The following is a 20,418-nucleotide window of genomic DNA, read 5'->3' as shown; positions in this document are numbered from 1 at the left end:
GGTCGTTTAGAATTACTCGCGCACGAGCAACATCTTGTTCTGAATCACCTGCGATCCGACGACAAGACGTGCGAAGTACACTCCGTCCGGTAGGTCGTTTGCCTGGAAAATCACGGCATGGGAACCCGGATTGTACAGACCCTCTGCCAGGCGCGAGACTTCACGACCGAGGGCGTCGTGCACCGTCAGCGTGATGCTTTGCTCCGACGGAAGGCGGAACACGAGACTGGTGCTTCCGGAGAAGGGATTGGGATAGTTCTGCTCCAGGGAAGGTGAGGCCGGGACCACCGCTTCGTCTGAGAACACCACTTCTTCATCCTTCAGGAAATTCCAGGCCACGTACACGTATCGTGTCGCCATGGACGTATTGTTGCTCGCATCCTTGGCCGTATAACGCACGGTGTAGGTGCGTCCGAAACCAGTGGGCGAACGCTCCGCCCGCAAGGCGAACTGCGTTGTGGCCTGTCCGATCACGGCGGAGATGTCGCCGGGCAGATCACCAGGGCCTGTTCCGGCATCAGCTTCGTTGCTCGTGATCGAGTGCAACGTAAAAGTGCTGCCCGGACAGTTATCCGTGAGATTGATGCTGGCGGTGATGGTGCGCATCGTGCGATCCACAGGGAAGAGATACTGCGGATAGAGGAACGGCGTGACCACCGGTGGCGTGACGTCCCGTACGGTCACCTGCTGCGTGGCCGTATTAAAGTTGCCGTACTGATCCGTAGCGGTCCAGGTTACGATGGTGATACCCACGGGCCAGAACGCCGGCGCATTGTTGGTGATCGTTACGATCACGCAATTGTCGCTGGCCGTTGCCGTACCGAGAGCGAAAGGAGAGCTGCGTCCGCACAGCGTGGCGTTCGCATCTACCGTGACGGCTGCCGGTGCGAAAATGGTCGGCTTCTCGGTGTCGCGAATGATCACGGTCTGATTTGCGGTGGCGGTGTTGCCCCGTGCGTCCTGCGCGGTCCATGTCACTATCGTGGTACCGACCGGGAAGAAGTTGGGCGCGTTATTCGTCACGGACGTGACGCCGCAATTGTCCGCCGTGGTGGGATTGCCCAGCGCGATATTCGTCTTCGCGCGGCCGCATTGGCCGGGATCGTTGACGAGGTTCACCGCCGCGGGCGCGGTGATGGTCGGCGGCTGCGCGTCGATGATGGTGACAAGCTGGGTCGACGTCGCGGTGTTGCCGGAACCGTCGGTCGCCGTCCAGGTCACTGTGGTATTGCCGACAGGGAAGGTCACCGGTGCATTGTTGGTGATGGTTACTGTGACGCAGTTATCCGCCGCTGTGGGTGTGCCGAGCGCGGTATTGGCGCGTGCACGTCCGCAGATGTTGGGATCGTTGTTCGCGGTCACCGGCGGCAGCGTGGAAATCGTCGGGGGCTGCGTGTCGTTGATGGTGACGTTCTGCGTTGCGGTGCGCGTGTTGCCATGCGCATCCAGCGCGGTCCAGGTCACAACGGTCAGTCCTCTCGGGAAGAAGACAGGCGCGTTGTTGGAGAAGGTCACACCGGGACAATTGTCGGATACGGTGGGCGTTCCGAGCGAGAAGCTGGACCTGTTCTTTCCGCAGAGGCCAGGGTCGTTGGCGAGCACCAGCGCGGCAGGAGCCGTGATGTTGGGCTGCTGCGTGTCGTTGATGGTCACGAGCTGTGTGGCGGTCGCCGTGTTCCCGGAGCCGTCCGTGGCCCTCCAGGTGACAGTCGTGGTGCCGACCGGGAAGAGCGATGGGGCGTTGTTCGTGATGGTGACGCTGCCGCAAATGTCGGAAGCGACGGGAGCGCCGAGCGGCGTGTTTGCAAGCGCGCGACCGCAAACGTTGAGATCGTTGCTTGCGATGACCGCTGCCGGGGCGGTGATGACCGGCGGTGTGGTGTCGCGAATGCGAATAACCACGGTGTCGAGCCCGATCTGTCCATCCGGATCAGAGACGGTGAGTTCGACGATATGCGTTCCAAGCTGGAACAACACCGGTGATGTGGGTGAATTGCTGGGCCCGGCGATCACGACATTGTTCTCACGCCAGGTGTAGGTAAGCGCATCGCCGTCCGCATCGGATGAGCCGCTGCCATCGAGCACAGCGATTGTGCCGGCTCCGGACACGCACTCGAGAACCTGATCGGGGCCGGCAACAGCCACCGGCGGGTGGTTGACGCGGCGGCAGGCGGAAAACTCCGATGTGCTTCCTGCCGGATTCGTAGCGGTGGCGGTGAACATCGTGCCGGGAGCTGTCGCGGTGGCGAGGGCGAAACTGAACACCGCGTTTCCACTGCCGTCGGTAGTGACCGGGAGTGATTGCACGAGCGTGGCGCCTTCGCCGTGTCCGGAGGGGTCGCATGCGGGCTGCGAAAAGACCTCAACGAGGAATGTCGTCGAAGGCGTGCTGTTCAGCGTTCCGCTGACCGTTGTGGTACCAGCATTATCGATCACGCTGGTGAGAATCGGGAAGTTTTGTCTGTCGTTTCCACCCGAGTCACCATCGCCCGGATCATTCAACGTGATTCCGTTTAAATCGAGGTCGATGCCGAGAGCTGCGTTGCCCACTATGCTGTTGCCGTTGATCCGGTTCCCGGTCCCATCTGACACGGCGACGCCGGCATTGCCATTGTTGGAAATGATGTTGCGGACGATAGCGTTGCTGTCGCTGGTGGAGTGCGTAATGCGGACTCCCTGCAGGCTGTTTCCGGAAATGGTGTTCGCCATTGCCGGATCATTCCCGCCGATCTGATTTCTGGAACTGCCGTCCTGAAGATACACACCCGTGCCGTTGGGCAGCGCCGAGGAGCCGGTCGCATTCATACCGATGATGTTGCCATAGATTTTGTTGTCGTTGGCGAGGTTCGTGAAGCCCCATAACATGATGCCCTGGCGCGAATTACCGGAAATGAGATTTCTTTCCGCGGCGTCGTTGACCCCGTCGGCGTTGCTGCCGATAATGTTGTTGTTGGCGCCATCGAACAGGAACACACCGACCATGGAACTTCCGAGCGCCGCGTTTCCTGCGGGATCGGTCCCAAGCCGGTTGCCGTACACCCAGTTCCTGTCGCTGCCCGGTCCGAACAGAATAATCGCCGCGCCGTTGTTGGTGCCCGTGAAACGGTTAATGGTGAAGCCACGAATAATGCTGTATTTCGTGTTCAGTACGGCGAAACCGAAGCCGTTGGTGACACTGCTGCCGTTGATCTCTATCAGTGGGGGGCCGTTATAACTGCTGCCGCCCTGCGACCAAGCGTCCAGATACACCGGACGTGTAATCGGGGAATACATCGTCGCGGGAGTGAGCGAATGAGATGTACCGCTGATGCCGATGCTGAAACACACGACACCGAATCCCTGGCTGTTGTTGGCCACGAGCGCATCGCGAAGACTGCCGGGGCCGCCATCACCGGGATTGGTGACGACGTACTGCTGAAGTTCCACAGCACCGATATCCACGATGGCGTTTCCGTCGCAATTTGCGTCCGCGACACGGGTAACTCCGCGCTGGTCGAAAGCCGCGACGCCCGTATTGTTGCCGGCATCGATCGCGGGGCTGCCGAACATCGGCGGATGCACCTGCGTGGGGCCGCCATAGCTGCCAAGAGGCGCAAGCATCGGATCGGTAAATGGCTGATCGCCGGGTGCGATGAGCAGTCCGGTGCCGTCGTCGGCGATGTTGTGGCCAAGGGATGTGAGTGTACCACCTCCGTTGGCGAGATTCGGAGCGGTATTTCCGGCGAAAATGGTGTTCCTGTACGTCGCATTCGCCCCGCCTCCACCGACGAAAAGCCCGCCGGCGGCGGCACCGGCAAAGGTGTTATTCGCGATGGTGCAATTATTGAGATTGATCAGTGCTCCGCTGAATCCCGAAAGCAATCCTACGCCTGTCCCGCCGGTGATACCAGAATTGGCGGTAACCGTGGTGTTCGTGAGCGTCGCGGTGCCGGGAGCGTACTGAGCCAGACCCGCGCCGAAATCGCAGGAATTTCCCGTGATCAATGAATTCGTAATGGTGAGGGTACCGTCAGAAAAAATGCCGCCACCCGAATTGAATCCTGAGGCGGTATTACCGGTGATGACGCATTTGTCGATTGTAAGATTCGCGCTGCTGAGAATCCCTCCACCGAACGCTGCCACATTGCCTTCGGCGATGGTAAGCCCGCTCATTGTGACCGTCGAGCCGCCATGGACAACAAACACACGGCTGCTGTTGCCTCCGCTTACGGTGAGTTGTCCGGCACCCGGTCCGCTGATTGTCAGGTCGCCGCTAATTGTCAGCTCTCCACTGGTGAGTGTGATCGTGCCGGTGACGGTAAACGTGATAATGTCCGATCCCGCCGCGGCGTTCGCGTCAAGAATCGCCTGCCGCAGACTGCCGGCGCCGGCGTCGTTGGTATTCGTAACGCTGAATGCTGCTATGGCATGCTGTGATTGCATACCGGGACCCGAAACCGCCCCCGTACTGTTGAGGGGAGAAATCATGGCTCCTCTGGCTGCCCGTGCATACGGCGCCTGCGAGGGAGTGTACACAGGTAACGAGGGTACGCCTCGCCGCTGCGCGAACGCTGATCCGACTGGCAACAGGGCCGCGAGGAGCAGCACCGCCGACATCAGCAAAAGACCTGATCTTCGTATATATCTTCTCATATTGTTCTTCTCCGCGTAAGAAATAGAGGGTGACTTTGCCACATTCAGCAACACGTACTGTTGCATGATCCGGTGTATCGCTTCACCAACTGCCTCGAAGGCCATACTGCCTCCTCGGCGGGTGTTCAGGGATATGTACGTATGAACAACCCCCCAATATGTACCGGAAATATTATAAAAGCAAATATTATGTATGAGAAATGGACGCGGCGGAAGACAACACCAGAACCACGATCAAAGAGATTATGCACGGCACCGAAGAATCGGTATCGCATTCTCACTGTTCACATGGGACGAGGAAGTATCAACCTGCGGAACTCACACTTACTTATGGGGTCACGGGAAGTGTCGCCCTGCGGGCTGGGAGTTGAGGTGCTAGGGAGGATGCGTGGCCCCCATACTTACGTATGGGGTTACGGGAAGTGTCGCCCTGCGGGCTGGGAGTCGAGGTGGTAGGGAGGTGCGTGGCCCTCATACTTACGTATGGGGTTACGGGAAGTGCCGCCCTGCGGGCTGGGAGTCGAGGTAGTAGGGAGTGTGCGTGGCCCCCATACTTACGTATGGGGTTACGGGAAGTGTCGCTCTGCGGGCTCTTCACTCTTCACCCTTCACTCTTCACTTTTCCATGTGCCGCCCTGCGGGCTGGGAGTCGAGGTAGTAGGGAGTGTGCGTGGCCCCCATACTTACGTATGGGGTTACGGGAAGTGTCGCTCTGCGGGCTCTTCACTCTTCACCCTTCACTCTTCACTTTTCCATGTGTCGCCCTGCGGGCTGGGAGTTGAGGTGGTAGGGAGGGTGCGTGGCCCCCATACTTACGTATGGGGTTGCGGGAAGTGTCGCCCTTCGGGCTCTTCACCCTTCACTCTTCACTTTTCCATGTGCCGCCCTGCGGGCTGGGAGTTGAGGTGCTAGGGAGGATGCGTGGCCCCCATACTTACGTATGGGGTTACGGGAGGTGTCGCCCTACGGGCTGGAACCTTTTCACCTTTTTACTTTTTTACCTTTTCACCATTATTTCTGCGTGTTCTGTTTATTCTGCGAATTCTGTGTTCCGAATTCTGCGTTTCCCATTACGAACTCCAACTCCCCGCCTTCAGTCAGCTCGGCATGTGTGATATAGCGCCGACCGAGGGAGCGTCCGTTGAGAATGATATCGCGTACATGGACGTTCTCGCGTTTCTGTTGTGAGGCGGTGATGGTGAGCATGTTTCCGTTCTCGAAATGAATGCGGGCGCTACGCACGAGGGGACTCCCGAAATAATACCGGTCGGATCCGGGAGCGACAGGGTAGAAGCCCAGTGCGCTGAAAATGTACCAGGCGCTCATCTGTCCGCAGTCGTCGTTGCCGCACAGTCCGTCCGGCCTGTTGGCGTACATGCTGTCCAGGATCATGCGGACTGTCGTCTCCGTTTTCCATGGCGACGCAGTCCAATTGTACAGATAGGGGATGTGATGTCCCGGCTCGTTGCCGTGCACATAGCTGCCGATGATGCCGTCGCGCGTGATGTCTTCCGTGTGTTCGAAGTGCCGGTCGTCGAGGTGCATCACGAACAGTGAGTCGAGGAAAGCGGTGAAGCGCGTCTGCCCACCCATGCGCGCAATCAATCCCTCGACGTCATGCGGAACGTACAGGCCGTAATTCCAGGCGTTTCCTTCGATGAAGCCCTGCCCGTGCGTGCCGAGCGGGTCGAAATCGCGCATCCATACACCGTCCGCGCTTTTCGGACGCATGAATCCGATGGAGGGGTCGTAGCAGTGCCGCCAGAACCCGGATCGGCGGCGGAAGGTATCCTCAGCGTCGCTGTTTCCGGCAAGCGCGGCGAGCCGCGAGATGGCCCAGTCGTCGTAGGCGTATTCCAGCGTCATGCTGACCGAGTTGCGGCTCCGCTCCTGGGGTACATATCCGCGTTGCATGTACTCGGCAATGCCGTCGTAGGGACCATAGGTCGCGGTGGCGACGCAGGCATCGAGTGCGCGCTTGAGATCGCCGGTGTACACTCCTTTCACGGCCGCGTCGGCGATCACGGACACAGCGTGATAGCCGATCATGCACCAGTTCTCATTCGCGTGATGCGACCATACCGGGAGCATGCCGTGCACGCTTTGTTGCTGATGCGCGAGCATGGATTCAATCATGTCGTTCGTCCGCGTTGGCTGCAGGAGTGTGAACAGGGGATGCAGCGCGCGGTACGTGTCCCACAAGGAAAACGTGCTGTAATTCGTGAAGCCCTCCGAACGGTGAATGCTCTGATCGAGACCACGATAGGATCCGTCGACGTCTTCGTACAGCGATGGACTGATGAAACTGTGATACAGCGCGGTGTAGAAGACGGTGCGATCGTCATCGGAGAGGAAGTCGGCGTGGACGCGGGCGAGCTCTCTGTTCCATTGCTCCGATGTCGCGGCCCGGGTTTTCGAAAAGTCCCAATCAGGTGTTTCCGTCCGGAGGTTGTTCAGCGCGCCTTCGGTGCTCACCGCCGAGAGCGCGAATTTGATCTGAACCGTCTCGCCTTCGCGCGTATCGAAGGAAAAGTATGCACGAAGCTGCCGGCCCGCCATTTCCGGAAAATTCTTCGACTCGTCGAATTTTCTGTAAAAGCCCCGGTAGATTCCCGTGTCGTATTTCCTGTGTCCGTACGCGCTGAACGGTGTATCGAATTCCATCGCGAAGTACAGCACACGTGTACGCGCCCAGCCGCTGGTCATCCGGTAACCGGTGATCAGCCGTTCGTTTTCGACGCGCACGAAGGTCCACACGTTTTTTTCAGGAGTGTTGTATATGCCGTGCATCAAATCCAGTATGATGTTTGCCGCACCGCCGCGCTCGAAGGTGTAGCGATGGAAGCCGACGCGCTCTGTCGCGGTGAGCTCGGCGACGATGGCGTAGTCGTCGAGCCGCACACGATAGTATCCGGGGCCGGCGCTTTCAGTGTCGTGCGAGAAACGTGAGCGGTAGCCGCCGTCGGGATTTTGGGCGATGCCGGGATTGAGTTGCACTTCGCCGGTGGTGGGCATGATGAGGAAATCGCCCAGATCGGCACGTCCCGTTCCGCTGAAATGCGTATGACTGAAACCCACGATGGTGGAATCGCGGTACTGATACCCCGCGCAATATTCGTACACGCGCGGATTGTACGCACCGTCTTTCTCGTAGCTGATCGTGTCCGTATCCGGACTCAATTGCACGAAACCGAACGGAGCGACCGCACCGGGAAACGTATGCCCCATGCGGTCGGTGCCGATGAAGGGATTCACATACTCCGTGTAGCGGATTTCCTGGGCAGGAAGTCCCAGCGTTGCAGATACGAGAATCAGAGCGACGAACATCGCGCACTGGAGCACACTCGCGCGACATACGCCTGAACGATTGCGATTGGCCATGGATTGCTTTCCGGAGTTGGATGCGACATTCGTAAGATAGGACGGACTCTCTCGCAGGAGATGTACGACAATATAGCGGATTCTCCAGAGTGTGCGGATGCGCTACCATCGTAGTCCGCCGATACGGAGTCGTACCGCCGGTCGGAAAAAAATGGTGCATCATAGTTTGATTTCTCGTGAAATTCCAGTAAATAGTGCGCAACAGCAAACAATTCAGCACCAACGGATATATTCGTTCCATGCATGTTCAATTCCCATGCGCACAGTTGTCGTTTTTCCGACGATATCCATATTAAGGACGGGTGAACCCGCGCAATTGGCAGAGCGCCTCGCGAAGAAGAGGTTCTACAGATAACAGCATCAATAATCGTAACAATAGAGAGGATGTCATGGCACACAAAGCAGTTCGTCTCATGCTGCTCATGCTGCTCTTGGCCACCGGCATGTCAAACGCACAGGTCGCAGGCGGCCATGTGGCGTTCGGATTCGAGGGAGGAGGCGTGAAATACTGGGGAGAATTCACCGATAACCAATTCTGGCTCGCCGGTGATGGGTTTGCGCGTTATAACATCATTCCGTATCTGTCGCTGCATGCCGTCGTGGGTTTCGGGCAGGCGCGCTATAAAATTGACAACACCATTATTCGGGAACGTCCGGAATACTTCGGACCGGGCAATACCCTGGGAGGGCTGTACCCCGGTACGAGCGCCCTGATCGAGGAGAAAAACGCGTTACGCTTCTCCACCTACGATCTCGTGCTCTCCATCAATGCGTTCCCGTCGCAGCGTGTCGTTCCCTTCATCTTCGGAGGAGTCGGCATGCTCGAATGGAATGCGGCAAACATCTACTCCAACGAGAAGTTGCCCAATATCGCGAACGACAAGTACGAAGCCAGGCAGTTGTCGATACCTCTCGGCTTCGGCTTCGAATCCTACCTGACCAGCAATCTCGTGCTCAACGGCAGAGCGACGATGCGCCTGACGGGGACGGATTTCTTCGACGACGTCTTGGAGGAGGGCAGCAGCGATGATGCCTTCCTGACCTTCGGCATCGGCTTATCCTATTATCTCTTCGGCACCCGCGACACGGATAAGGATGGCCTCAACGATGAGGAAGAGGAGCGCATTGGCACGGATCCCAAAAATCCTGACACGGATGGGGACGGACTCAACGATTACGAAGAGGTGCGAATCTATACCACGGATCCGAAGAAAGCGGATTCGGACGGCGACAATCTTACGGATTTCGATGAAATCAAACTGCACAACACGTCACCCATCAAACCGGACACGGACAGCGACGGCCTCAACGACGGCGAGGAAATCGCCAGAAAATCCGATCCCATGACGGCGGACAGTGACGGCGACGGTCTGCTGGACGGAGATGAGGTGCGGGATCACAAAACCGATCCCATCAGGGTGGACACGGATGAGGATGGTCTCCCCGATGGGGAGGAGATCAGGAAGTTCAAAACCGATCCGGCCGCGCGGGACACGGACGCCGACGGACTGACCGACGGTGAAGAGGTGAACACCACCAACACCAATCCCATGCTCGCGGACAGCGACGGGGATGGCCTGCGCGACGGTGATGAGGTGCAGCGCTATAAAACCAATCCGAAGGAAGTGGATTCGGACAACGACCGCCTGAGCGATGGTGATGAAGTGCTCAAACACAAGACGAATCCCCTCGATCCGGATACCGACAAAGATCGCCTCAAGGACGGTGAGGAACTCAGTGATCGCTATCGCACCGATCCTCTCAATCCCGATACCGACGGCGACACCATCATCGACAGCGAGGACGACTGTCCGTTGATCCGCGGCGTGAAGAGCGAAGAAGAGGGGCGCAACGGTTGTCCCGCCGCGCCGAAGGTGGGTACAAGAGTGGACTTCCCGGATATCTTTTTCATCGTGAACACCGATGAGTTCAACTACGAATTTCCGCAGACCGCCGCCAACCTCGATACGCTGCTCGCGTTCGTACGGCAATGCGAAGGCTTGCGGATTCGCATCGAGGGCCACGCCTCTTCCGAAGGCAATCCCACACGCAATCAGGAACTGTCGGAGATGCGCGCCAATCGTGTGCGCGCGTGGCTGATCGAGCGCGGCATCAAGCCAGAGGTTATTGCGCAGACTGCCGGTTACGGATCCAGCCAGCCCAAGGTAAAGGAACCCACCGGCAAGACCTTGAGAAAGATGACGGCCGCGCAAATCGAAGCCATTCGCAAACTCAACCGCCGCATCTCCATCGTTGTGACACAGACCTGCGATAAATAGTCGGATTCCGGAAAGACGTTTCAACGGACAGCGTCTCGATGAAATCCTTCAATCCCGACACATGACAACCGGAAAGGACCCGCCAAAACGGCGGGTCCTTTCAAAGTGCATGACAGGGTGTGCGCTCTTCACTCTTCACTTTATACCAACACTGACATGAAGCTATCCGATACAACATGGAGGATCGCGGCTTTCGCGCTGTCTGTGCTCTCCTCGGGCTTACCGTATTGGGTCGTCCCGTACAGTCAGGTCTCACTTCCCACGACGCTCATAGCGCCGGGATTGCTTGTTGCCGCTTTCGCCGCCATGCTGCTCGTGACGTTGCGCAAAGCATTCTGGCTGAGCAGTGTGCTTCTCATTGGGTCCGCGTTACCATTTCTGGTTCTGCTCCGCGTCATCGTCGAGGCCATCATGGATCCCACGTCCCATAATCTCTGGCCGTTCGAACTGATCATCGCAGCGTTACTGGGCTTGCTGACGGCTGGTGTCGGCGCTGTGGCAGGATGGTTTGTTGTTCGCCTCCGCGAAAGGAGGGAAGCGGCATGAGCAAGGACAACGCTTCCGTGCGACAACAATCCATCGGTCTGAAAATCCTGCTCTGGAGCATCGTTGTCGGTCTCGGCGGCTGTCTCCCGTTGCTGCTGTACATACAGTTCGGTCCATCGGACGGCAATCCCATCGGCCTCGGTCTGCTCGCGCTTGCCGCCATTATCCTCGGCGGTATCGGCGTGGCAACCGGCCTGGTGGTGATGCTCGGACAGGAGATCGAGCGGCGTATGAAATGAGGAATCGAAGCCGTCGACGCACAGCACGCGCGTTGTTCATGGGATAACGCAATCGTCAGAGTTCGTCTTTATGACCAAGTGCAAAACGGAGCAGCGCGTAACTCCCATTTAGCCCGAGTTTGTGGCTTATGTTGTAGCGATGTGTTTCGATGGTGCGAAGGGAGACATACAGCCGCTCTGCGATTTCACGGCTGGATAATGATTCGGATATCAAATGCAGGATCTCCTGCTCCGTCGGGGTAAGGTTCGCCGCAATTCTTGTTGGTTTCTCAGAGCTTTGTTGCGCGAGATTTCTTCTCACAAGAAAACTCGTAAGAGTAGGACTGAAGTAGTACTTCCCTTCAGCCACGACCGAGAGACCAGCGAGGAGGTCACCCACCGCCGATTCCTTCAGGATATAACCCTTCACGCCGGCATCGATGGCTTTGTTGAAAAGAGCCTGCTCATCATACATGCTCAGGATTATTACACGAACAGGTAGATTCTCATCATTGATGCGTCGGGCGACATCGAGTCCGTTCAGCCCCGGCATTTCGATATCAAGGATTGCGAGCGTCGGCAGAAGTTTTTTAATCAGGCGGTACGCCTCTTTGCCGTCTGCTGCTTCTCCAACGATCTTGTATGACATATTTCGTATCATTGCATCGTAAAGACCTTTGCGGAATACCGGATGATCATCGGCGATCACCACAGTGATGGTTTCAGGCATGGTTTTCACGTTACCTCCTGCGCCTCGTACATACGCTCAGTATCAACAGGCAGTGGGATGCGCACGTCAATTGTTGTGCCTTGTCCCGGGTTGCTTACGATTGCTATAGTGCCGCCGAGCATCGCCACCCGCTCTCTCATTCCGTGAAGTCCGAAGCCACGTTCTGAATCCTGCCGTATCGTCAATGCCGACACATCGAAGCCGATGCCATTGTCCTCGATTCGGATATGCACGTCCGCATCATTTCGCGAAACGCTGACGGATGCCGCATCCGCATGCGAGTGGCTGAGGATGTTGCTGATGCTTTCCTGGACGATGCGGAAGAGATGAATTTCCTTGTCCTGGGAAAAGCAGCCGTCCATGTTCTCTATATCGGTTTGTATATGCAGCCCTGTCGATGCTTCAATGCGGTGCAGGGTGTCTCTCACTGTTTCGGTGAGTCCGGCGCGTTCGAGCTGTACAGGACGCAGGTTCCGTGAAACCCGACGCACCTCCACGATGACGTTCTTGGCTCGTTCAGCAATGCTGGCCAGGCTCTCGCGGGCCGAAAGGACGTTATAATCGATCAGTGCAAGCTCGGCCTGGTTTTCAATGACGAGCAATTCCTGTCCGAGGCCGTCGTGCAATTCGCCGGCGAGTCTCCGTCTCTCCTGTTCCTCGATTTCGATCAGTCTGCTGGTATACAGTTTCTGAAATTCACTTTCCTTACGCTCCAGCTCGGTGCGTGCGGCCAACTCGCGGACTTCCGCCGCTTCGGCACGCAGCGCGGCTTCCACTTTTTTCGCACGTATGCGTTTGAAGGTGAGGTAGGAGATGACGAGGAGCAGCAGAAGAAGTATCAGGAGCATGTTCTTTACCTGTCTGGCAGAATGAGCTAGCGATGCGTTATATGATCTCTCATTCGAAATGAGGATGACATCTTTTTCCCTCCGAACTCTGGTTTCACGTTCCAGATCGAGCTGTGTAGTTGTCAATAGATGGTCTTGGCGCTGTTTTTCGAGTTGCAGAAGATCAAGTTCGTGTTGCCGTGTGATCAGCTGGTTACGCTGACGCATGCGCTCCATCTCAAGCGCCTTAAGGCGAAGCGACTCTGCTTGTCTGGCTAGCTCGGACTTCTGTAGGGACTGTTCTTGCTCAAGTATCGTAATCCTCTGATTCTTCAAATCAAATTCGTAACGTGCCGTAATCTCGTTGATACTCTGTCGATTTTGCTCTCTGAGAACCGAATCCCTCAATGCTGTAAAACGCACGTGATATTTGAAGGCTGCGACATGATCACCGTTCGCGTGTGCGGCGTCACTCAGCCCCTTGCATGCATCTCGCTTGACTTCAATCCGATTGCATAACTCAGCCATGGAGAGAGCTTGCATCAAATGATCCCGAGCCTGCTCATAGCGGTGGCGTGCAAGATGACACAAACCGATGTTCAAACGAGCCTCCGCAACACTCGCATATTGAGTCGTCTGCGCCCCCAACTTTTCAGCCGCATCGAAGTAGGGTAGCGCCTCGTCGAACTGCCGTCGCTGCGCGTGAATCAATCCGATGATGAAGTTATCCTTTCCGATACCCTCCGTGCTCCCGATCATCTTATGAATCTCCAGACTGCGTTGGACATACTGCTGTGCCTTGTCAAATTCATGTAGATGCCGATATGCCAAGGCGGCTGTACCCAGCACTTCGGCAAGCCAACTACGGTCAAATCTGTTCTCTACGATGCTGCGACATTCTTCGATATGCTTGATGGCACGGTGGTAATCTTCGAGTGACAGGTAACATTCCGCGACGCGGTGGAGAGCCCAGGCAAGAGCATATTGCTCCCCGACGGAACGTGCCTGATCCAGGCCACGCAGATAATAATCCATCGCAAGGTCCAATTTCCCGAGCCGTCTGTACGCGAGTCCCATATTGACATAAGCATAGACAAAGCCCTTTGGATTACCAAGCATGGAATTCAAGTCGATGCTCCTCTTCAGATATTTCAAACATTCATCCAGCCGATCCTCTCCCAGATGGAGCAAACCGATATTGGTGAGGTGTGTGACCTGTGAAGCAAACTCACCGGTATTCTCGGCAATGGCGAGGCCAGTGCTGTATGCTTCCAGTGCAGCTCTTGGATTGCCGGTCTTTTCATAAAGACCGCCGATACTTGAATAGAGCTGTGCCATACCATCCTTTATCTTCGCATCCGAGAGCACTTTCAAGGCGCGTTCATAGTGCCGGTGTGCTTCATCATTGCTTCCGCGGAGCTCAAAGTACAAACCGAAGTCATGATATATCCCCGCGATTTGCCTTGCACTCCATTCCGAGCTTTCGCCAGAATTCTCATAGATCGTCAGGCGCTGCTTGTCCATTTCATGTGCTTTTTCAGCGGCACCCAGGTTTTTGTATACGAGACTCATACCCTCCAGGGCTCCGAGAAGAGCAGGGATATGTCCGATACTGCTCGCTATGCTCTGTCCCTTCTTATAGTTCGAAATGGCGGAATCATTTTTCCCGAGGCGTTCATGACAATTCGCCACATTTACAAGTAATTCGCACAGCCGGGCGGAATCGTTCAGAAGGCTGAATACCTCTCTTGCCTCAGAGAAATATCTGAGAGCGATCACTTGAAAGCCGGCGTCGTATTCTACGACACCCGCTTTCTGTAGACATTCGGCGAATAGATTCCGGTCATCCGACAAGCGTGCATGATCCACAGCGTTCGAGAAATAGGTCCGCGCAGTCTGGATTTTTCCCAGCTGCTGATGCGTCATGGCGAGCAATTCATAACAGCCCGCTACAAGTCGGTCGTCGCCCGCAAGAGGGATGAGCGGTGGGGCTTTGAGCAACCATTGCTCGGCGCGCTCGTATTCCTGCAAATCATAGTATCCCCCGCCGAGCACGTGTAACACACTAAGGATCGAGTGAATATCGTTCAGCTGATGAAATTTCTCATAGCTGCGCTCAAAGTAGCCCAATGCTTCAGCTCCGATTGCTGCGAAGCCCAGATTCATCAGGACCTGGGCCGCCCCTTTGGTATACCCGTGCTGTTCGCACACGGACAGCGAACGTTTGAGGTATGTAACGTATTTATCCTGATTGCCCTTTCGTTTTTCAATGTAGCCAAGACACCGAAGAGCATCTGCCATAGCAGCATAGTTCCTGATTCTTGTGCTGATCGCCATGCTGGAATTGATGAGTTCCGTTGCACTGTTCAATTGGCTCAGTACGAGACGGCAATAGCCCATCAGGTATAGAGACCGAGCTTCAATTCTTGCATCCCTGATTTTCCGTGCGATGGGTAGGGCTTGCTTCGCCAGTGAAAATGAATATTCCGGATCGGTCCTGTTCACGAGTTCCGAAAGTTCCAAGAGTAACCGAACCCTGATTTCACTTGGGAGTTGTTTGGAGGACAAGCAGGCATGGAGACTGTCAATTTTCGCTTGCTGAGCGCAAAGCACACTGCTCATCAGCCACAGGACCAGGAAGGAGAAAGCGCCCCAGTAGAACAACCTCGTTTTCATGGCTGTCACCGTTCGTCGGTTCGTATGGAGAAAAGGGGAGTACGGCCGTAACATACGGTTTGTAATTCCGAATATCAAGACCGTCTCCTCTTTCCTTCAATTATTCCTGGTCTCGCTGAGGACGCTTCTCTTACTTCACCAGCGTCATCGCTCCCGAGAGCACCTCATTGCCGGCAAAGAGCCGATAGAAATATACGCCTGCATCAAGTGCGTGGGCGTCGAACAACACAGTATGCACACCGGCCTCCCGCTCTCCATTGACCAGCACAGCAATTTCGCGCCCGATGAGGTCATAGACGCGAAGCTGCACGACGGCGCGCTCCGGTAGGCTGTAGCTGATCGTGGTGGTTGGGTTGAAGGGGTTGGGGAAGTTTTGGGAGAGGAAAAAATTAGATGTATTGGTGTTAGACTCAACTTTTGGTGTTTGACAGCTACCAAGGTTGTCTCCATGTTCGAGATGTGCAGGCACGGCACTCGCATCGACGCATATCTCATGACCATTGTGACAGATCTTGACTTTGTTGTTCTGAATCCCACAACGCCAGTCAATCACGGTCACTGTCACGTTGTCTGTTGCCGTCCGGTTGCTCGCATCAGTGATTGTCACAGTATAGACTGTGGTGAGCATAGGAGAAACAGTAATTGAAGCTGTGGTCTGGTTCGTGGACCACATGTAGCTGTAGGGGGGCGTGCCGCCAGATGCGACCGCCGTGATCGTCTTGGATTGATCTCCATAGCCCAAAGTTAGTGTCAAATCGGGCCCTGCATCGACGGTAGGAATCATTTGAAACGGTGTTAACCTCCAATCTGTGGTTCCATCACCGAGTTGTCCAAACCAATTCGCTCCCCATGCGTAGACCGATTCATCATTTTTCATTGCAAGGCCATGCTCCGCTCCACTGGAAATGGAAGTTATTCCAGATAACCCGAGAACCTGGACGGGCGTCAGCCTCGTCACTGTGCTTCCATCGCCGAGTTCCCCACCTACTCCCCACGCTCGAACTGTTCCATCAGCCCTTTTGGCCAGCGAATGATACCTCCCTGCGGAAGTGGCAACTATTTCTGATAACCCAGTTACTTGAACGGGTGTCGGTCTCGTCGTGGTGGTGCCATCGCCGAGTTGTCCATTCACATTCAATCCCCAAGCCCAGACAGTCCCATCAGCTTTTACGGCAAGTGAATGAGTCCAACCAACCGATATGGCGGTTATTCCACATAGTCCAGCGACCTGTACGGGAGACAATTTTGTTGTCGTGGTGCCATCTCCGAGTTGTCCATCTGTGTTCAGCCCCCATGCCCAGACTGTTCCATCATCTTTCAATGCAAGAGAATGGCGCCATCCGCCTGCAATAGCAACTACTCCAGCTAATCCCGAAACCTGTACGGGCGTCACTCTCCACACCGTACTCCCATCACCGAGCTCGCCTTCTCCATTATATCCCCATGCCCAGACCGTCCCGTCGTTTTTCAAGGCGAGCGAATACTCCTGACCGCAGGAAATTGCTGTTACTCCTGATAACCCAGATACCTGAACAGGTGTAAGCCTTGTCGTTTGGGTCCCATCACCGAGTTGTCCATGTCCACCCAATCCCCATGCCCAGACAGTCCCATTCTCTTTCAAGGCAAGAGAAAAATGTTGACCAGCTGAAACGGCGGTTACGCCATTAAGCTCGGTTACCCGAACAAGTGTCGTTCTGTTTGTTGTCGATCCATCGCCGAGTTGCCCCCAGTCGTTCAGTCCGGTTGCAGAAACGGCACCAGTCGGGTACAACACGAGAGAATGAGCCCCGCCACCAGCTACGGATTGTGACCAACAGTCCTGTGTTGCGACCAATGATGTCAGAGTCGTCAATATGAGCAATGTGAGAACTCTGTTTCGTATGTTCATTGCTCTTGCTATCGTGTTGTGAATATTAATTATGGAGTATATCATAACCATGCCTCGTTATCGGTTATAGTCGTAAAGTCAGTTATTTATGGCCATCTTGAATAGGATCGTGCGGGTTGGGAATTGCTTCCCAACCCGCATACTGTTTGCCTACTTGATCAGAATCATCCGGCCAACACAAGTCTGGTCGTCTGCTTCAAGACGGTAGAGGTAGAGTCCACTCGGCAGATGAGCACCATTGAAGACAACGGAGTATGTCCCTGGTGCTTTCTTCTCCTTCACCAAAACTGATACAACCTGTCCGCTCACATTAAAAACTTTCAGTAGGACAAAGCCGTCGTCTGGTATACTGTATGTGAGGGTCGTCGAAGGATTGAAGGGATTAGGATCCACGCTGACATCAATCGTGGATGGGATGGACGTGCTCACTTTCGGTGCCACTTCACAGGCGCTGGGCACACCGATGCCGGAATTATACGTATAGCCGCTTTTCTGGGCGTTGGTGACGGTGAAGCACCAAATGCCCGCAGGATTGGCTATGGGCGCTGTTTCGAGCATTACTGTTCCGTTGCTGGCTGTCGTTCCCGTTGCCGTTCCGCTGTTCGGCCCGCTGTAGCTGGCGGTCACCACCGCACCGGACGCGGGCTGATTCGCTCCATCATAAATGGTGATCAGATCCCGGCCTTTCCACTTGTTTCCTGCCTTGACGCGGGTGACCGTCTGATCATGCACATAGAGGTATGCGGAGGCCGAGGTGACAGTAACCGTCGTACTCGCACTCGCGGTCGCGTTGCCATTGTCCGTCACCATCAACACGGCGGTATAGACGCCGGGAGTCAGGTAGTCATGAGACGGGTGCTCCAGATTAGAGCTGCCTCCGTCGCCGAAATCCCAGGAATATGCTGTGATCGTGCCGTCCGGATCATACGAACCGGCGGAACTGAAGTTCACCGCCAGCGGAGCTTTACCCTGTGTCGGAACTGCAGCCATCACCGCAACAGGTGGGGCATTGTAGCCGGGAATGAGGCCGCTCGAGTTGAGCTGTGCGATGAAGGCGTCCGCTTGACCTGCATTTACCGGCTGAGATGGATTCAGAGTCGGGAAATCGGTGCTGTACGTGTTTCCCGTAAAGTACAACGCGGCCGCTGCGTCAGAAACAATACCATACACTGTCTCGTCATTGCTGCCTCCGAAAAACGTCGCCCAATTTCTGCTTCCAGCGCTGCTGAACTGGACAACAAAGCCATCTCGCATTCCTTGGATCGACCCCTGGAATGCTCCGGGAGAAACCGGAAACTGCGCACTGCTGGTGCTTCCGGCGAACGTGATGCTATTGTTCAGATCTGTTGTCACTGCGAATCCATAGTCGTAGCTGCTTCCTCCGTAGTATGTGGACCACAGGTGCTGTCCCGAGGCGGAAAACTTCGCGAGATAGGCATCCTGGTCATACATCCCACCTCCGGCATGGTAGGTCTGGAATGCAGTGGGAGAAACGGGTAGATCCGTGCTGTACGTGTAGCCGGTGATCACAACATCACCGTTTCCGTCGGTCGCTAGCCCGCGCGCCCAGTCGTTGCTGCTTCCTCCGTAATATGTTGACCACAGCCGCGCACCGCTTCCGCTGTACTTGAGGATAAAGGCGTCATTGCCTCCGGCGCAGGTGGATTGCCACGCTCCGCTTGACACCGGAAATCCGCTGGGCGCCATACCCGTGACGAGAATGTTGCCGTACACGTCGGTGGCGATGCCGTCCCACGGTGTTCCGCTGCCATGCTGCGTGGCCCAGAGCAAGGTGCCGCTCTCGCTGAACTTTACGAGGTTCAGACCACCGCTCACGGAAAACACGCCGGGCGTGAGAGGCATGCCCTTGCTGCCGGACTGAAGGGCAAGAAAAATGTTGCCGTTGGCATCCGTGGCGGCACAGGGCATCTGCTCCACCTTTGTGCCGCCGTAATAGGTCGCCCACAGAAGCACTCCGGCGGAACTGAACTGTGCGAGGTAGGCATCGCCGTTACCCTTGTACAGCGGCTGATAGGATCCTGACGTTCCGGGGAGATTGCTGCTGTAGGTGGTGCCGACGATAGTGCATTTCCCGTTCGTATTCCACGAGATGCTGGCAGCCCCATCATTACCGCTGCCTCCATAGTACGTCGCCCAGACGCGCTGTCCCGCGTTGTCAAACTTCGTCACAAACGCATCGGATCCGCCGGCAAGTACCGTCTGCAGACCCGTGCTGACCGGGAGATTCAGACTGCTTGTGTTTCCGGCAATAATGACATTTCCGTATTCGTCGACGACAATTTCATACGCTCCGTCTCCTGCGCTTCCCCCATAATAGGTCGCCCAGGGATCGATGACGAGCGTCTGCCAACGATCATACGCATCCACCTCGAAGCCCACGGTGTTGCCGTCTTGAATAAATCGTGATTGCACTTCGTTTTCTTCACGGCCAACGTAGCTGTACGGAGCGGCTTCTTCGATGCGGCCGAGGGGCGTTGCGATTTGCAGTAGCCCTGCCTGTGTCAGCGCGGTTTCGATGGAGCCATCATAGTGCATACGTATGTCGCTCACCAGCCCGCCGGGACGCACAACGAAGTTGTATTTGATCTTTCCGCCGCTACTGAGGAGTTCCAGGTCGATGTGCCGGTAGATATTCTCATACACGATACGACCGTACTCTTTGACACCCGTGATACCCTGCGGGCAGTGGGGGAGGTAGTAATTCACATACCCCGGGTACACATCGCCGACGCGCAGACGCGTGTTCGGATTGCTGCCCGGGAATGTCATATCCATGCGATAGAGCTTTGATTCAGCAGCTGTGCTGCTTTTGGCGAAGGTCACCGGCGCACCCTCATGAGGAGCTTCGGCGAGGTTAAGGCTTGTCTCGCTGAAGACATAGCTGATTCCGTCAATGCGAAAATACATACGCACTCCTGGTGCCTCCGCAATGAAGGCGATGTCGTGGCGCGCTCGTCCTTCGGAATCAACAATTTGCCCGCGGTTTTCCTGGAATCGGATCCCTGTATTCGCGAGTGACTGCGAGGCACGGTCGGGACCGGACGCGTACATCTCTACCACCGAAGAGATGAGCAGTATCGCTGTCATAATCGAAAAATGGAACCGTTTCATTGTCTTGTCCTCCTGCTGTGCAATGCGTAAGAAAAATGATGTCTGACTTCACGTGTTGCATTGCCCGCATGCATGCGGTGACGCCTGGCGCCATAAGGTTCGGCAATGG

At 55.9% G+C, this 20,418-nt stretch carries 10 protein-coding genes; 4 read left to right on the top strand and 6 right to left on the bottom strand.

The window, feature by feature from the left end:
- Nucleotides 1–12: 12 nt before the first annotated feature.
- Both M5R41_07325 and M5R41_07320 read right to left on the bottom strand, forming a co-directional pair.
- Nucleotides 13–4,632 carry an HYR domain-containing protein gene (locus M5R41_07325; protein ID MCZ7556194.1) on the bottom strand — a complete coding sequence of 1,540 codons (4,620 nt, stop codon included), beginning with the start codon at nt 4,630–4,632 and terminating at the stop codon, nt 13–15.
- Between the two features lie 1,011 nt (nt 4,633–5,643).
- Nucleotides 5,644–8,013 (bottom strand): GH92 family glycosyl hydrolase, encoded by a 2,370-nt coding sequence (locus tag M5R41_07320; protein MCZ7556193.1) that lies wholly within the window; start codon nt 8,011–8,013, stop codon nt 5,644–5,646.
- A 389-nt stretch (nt 8,014–8,402) separates the two neighbouring features.
- On the opposite strand from M5R41_07320, the gene M5R41_07315 reads away from it, so the two are divergent.
- The 3 genes from M5R41_07315 (at nt 8,403) to M5R41_07305 (ending at nt 11,077) form a co-directional block, all read left to right on the top strand.
- On the top strand, nt 8,403–10,292 hold the full coding sequence (locus tag M5R41_07315) for an OmpA family protein (protein ID MCZ7556192.1): 1,890 nt from the start codon (nt 8,403–8,405) through the stop codon (nt 10,290–10,292).
- Nucleotides 10,293–10,448: 156 nt separating this feature from the next.
- Nucleotides 10,449–10,838: a hypothetical protein gene (locus M5R41_07310; protein ID MCZ7556191.1), complete on the top strand. Its 390-nt coding sequence runs from the start codon at nt 10,449–10,451 to the stop codon at nt 10,836–10,838.
- Nucleotides 10,835–11,077 carry a hypothetical protein gene (locus tag M5R41_07305; GenBank protein ID MCZ7556190.1) on the top strand — a complete coding sequence of 81 codons (243 nt, stop codon included), beginning with the start codon at nt 10,835–10,837 and terminating at the stop codon, nt 11,075–11,077. Before M5R41_07310 ends, M5R41_07305 begins: the two co-directional genes overlap by 4 nt.
- A 55-nt stretch (nt 11,078–11,132) precedes the next feature.
- On the opposite strand, the gene M5R41_07300 is transcribed toward M5R41_07305, so the two are convergent.
- Both M5R41_07300 and M5R41_07295 read right to left on the bottom strand, forming a co-directional pair.
- On the bottom strand, nt 11,133–11,786 hold the full coding sequence (locus tag M5R41_07300) for a response regulator transcription factor (protein ID MCZ7556189.1): 654 nt from the start codon (nt 11,784–11,786) through the stop codon (nt 11,133–11,135).
- Between the two features lie 5 nt (nt 11,787–11,791).
- Complete coding sequence (locus M5R41_07295) at nt 11,792–14,137, bottom strand: sensor histidine kinase (GenBank protein ID MCZ7556188.1); 2,346 nt, start codon at nt 14,135–14,137, stop codon at nt 11,792–11,794.
- A gap of 336 nt (nt 14,138–14,473) precedes the next feature.
- On the opposite strand from M5R41_07295, the gene M5R41_07290 reads away from it, so the two are divergent.
- Nucleotides 14,474–14,674 carry a hypothetical protein gene (locus M5R41_07290; protein MCZ7556187.1) on the top strand — a complete coding sequence of 67 codons (201 nt, stop codon included), beginning with the start codon at nt 14,474–14,476 and terminating at the stop codon, nt 14,672–14,674.
- 745 nt (nt 14,675–15,419) lie between these two features.
- Here the strand turns inward: M5R41_07290 and M5R41_07285 are convergent.
- Nucleotides 15,420–17,222 carry a T9SS type A sorting domain-containing protein gene (locus M5R41_07285; protein ID MCZ7556186.1) on the bottom strand — a complete coding sequence of 601 codons (1,803 nt, stop codon included), beginning with the start codon at nt 17,220–17,222 and terminating at the stop codon, nt 15,420–15,422.
- Between the two features lie 105 nt (nt 17,223–17,327).
- Nucleotides 17,328–20,309 carry a PKD domain-containing protein gene (locus M5R41_07280; protein ID MCZ7556185.1) on the bottom strand — a complete coding sequence of 994 codons (2,982 nt, stop codon included), beginning with the start codon at nt 20,307–20,309 and terminating at the stop codon, nt 17,328–17,330.
- Nucleotides 20,310–20,418: the final 109 nt, after the last annotated feature.

It is taken from the genome of Bacteroidia bacterium (assembly GCA_027493955.1).
Taxonomy (GTDB): Bacteria; Bacteroidota; Ignavibacteria; order SZUA-365; family SZUA-365; genus JAOSJT01.
Note: the sequence above shows the minus strand (reverse complement) of the source record. Positions and strands in the feature narration are given on the sequence as shown.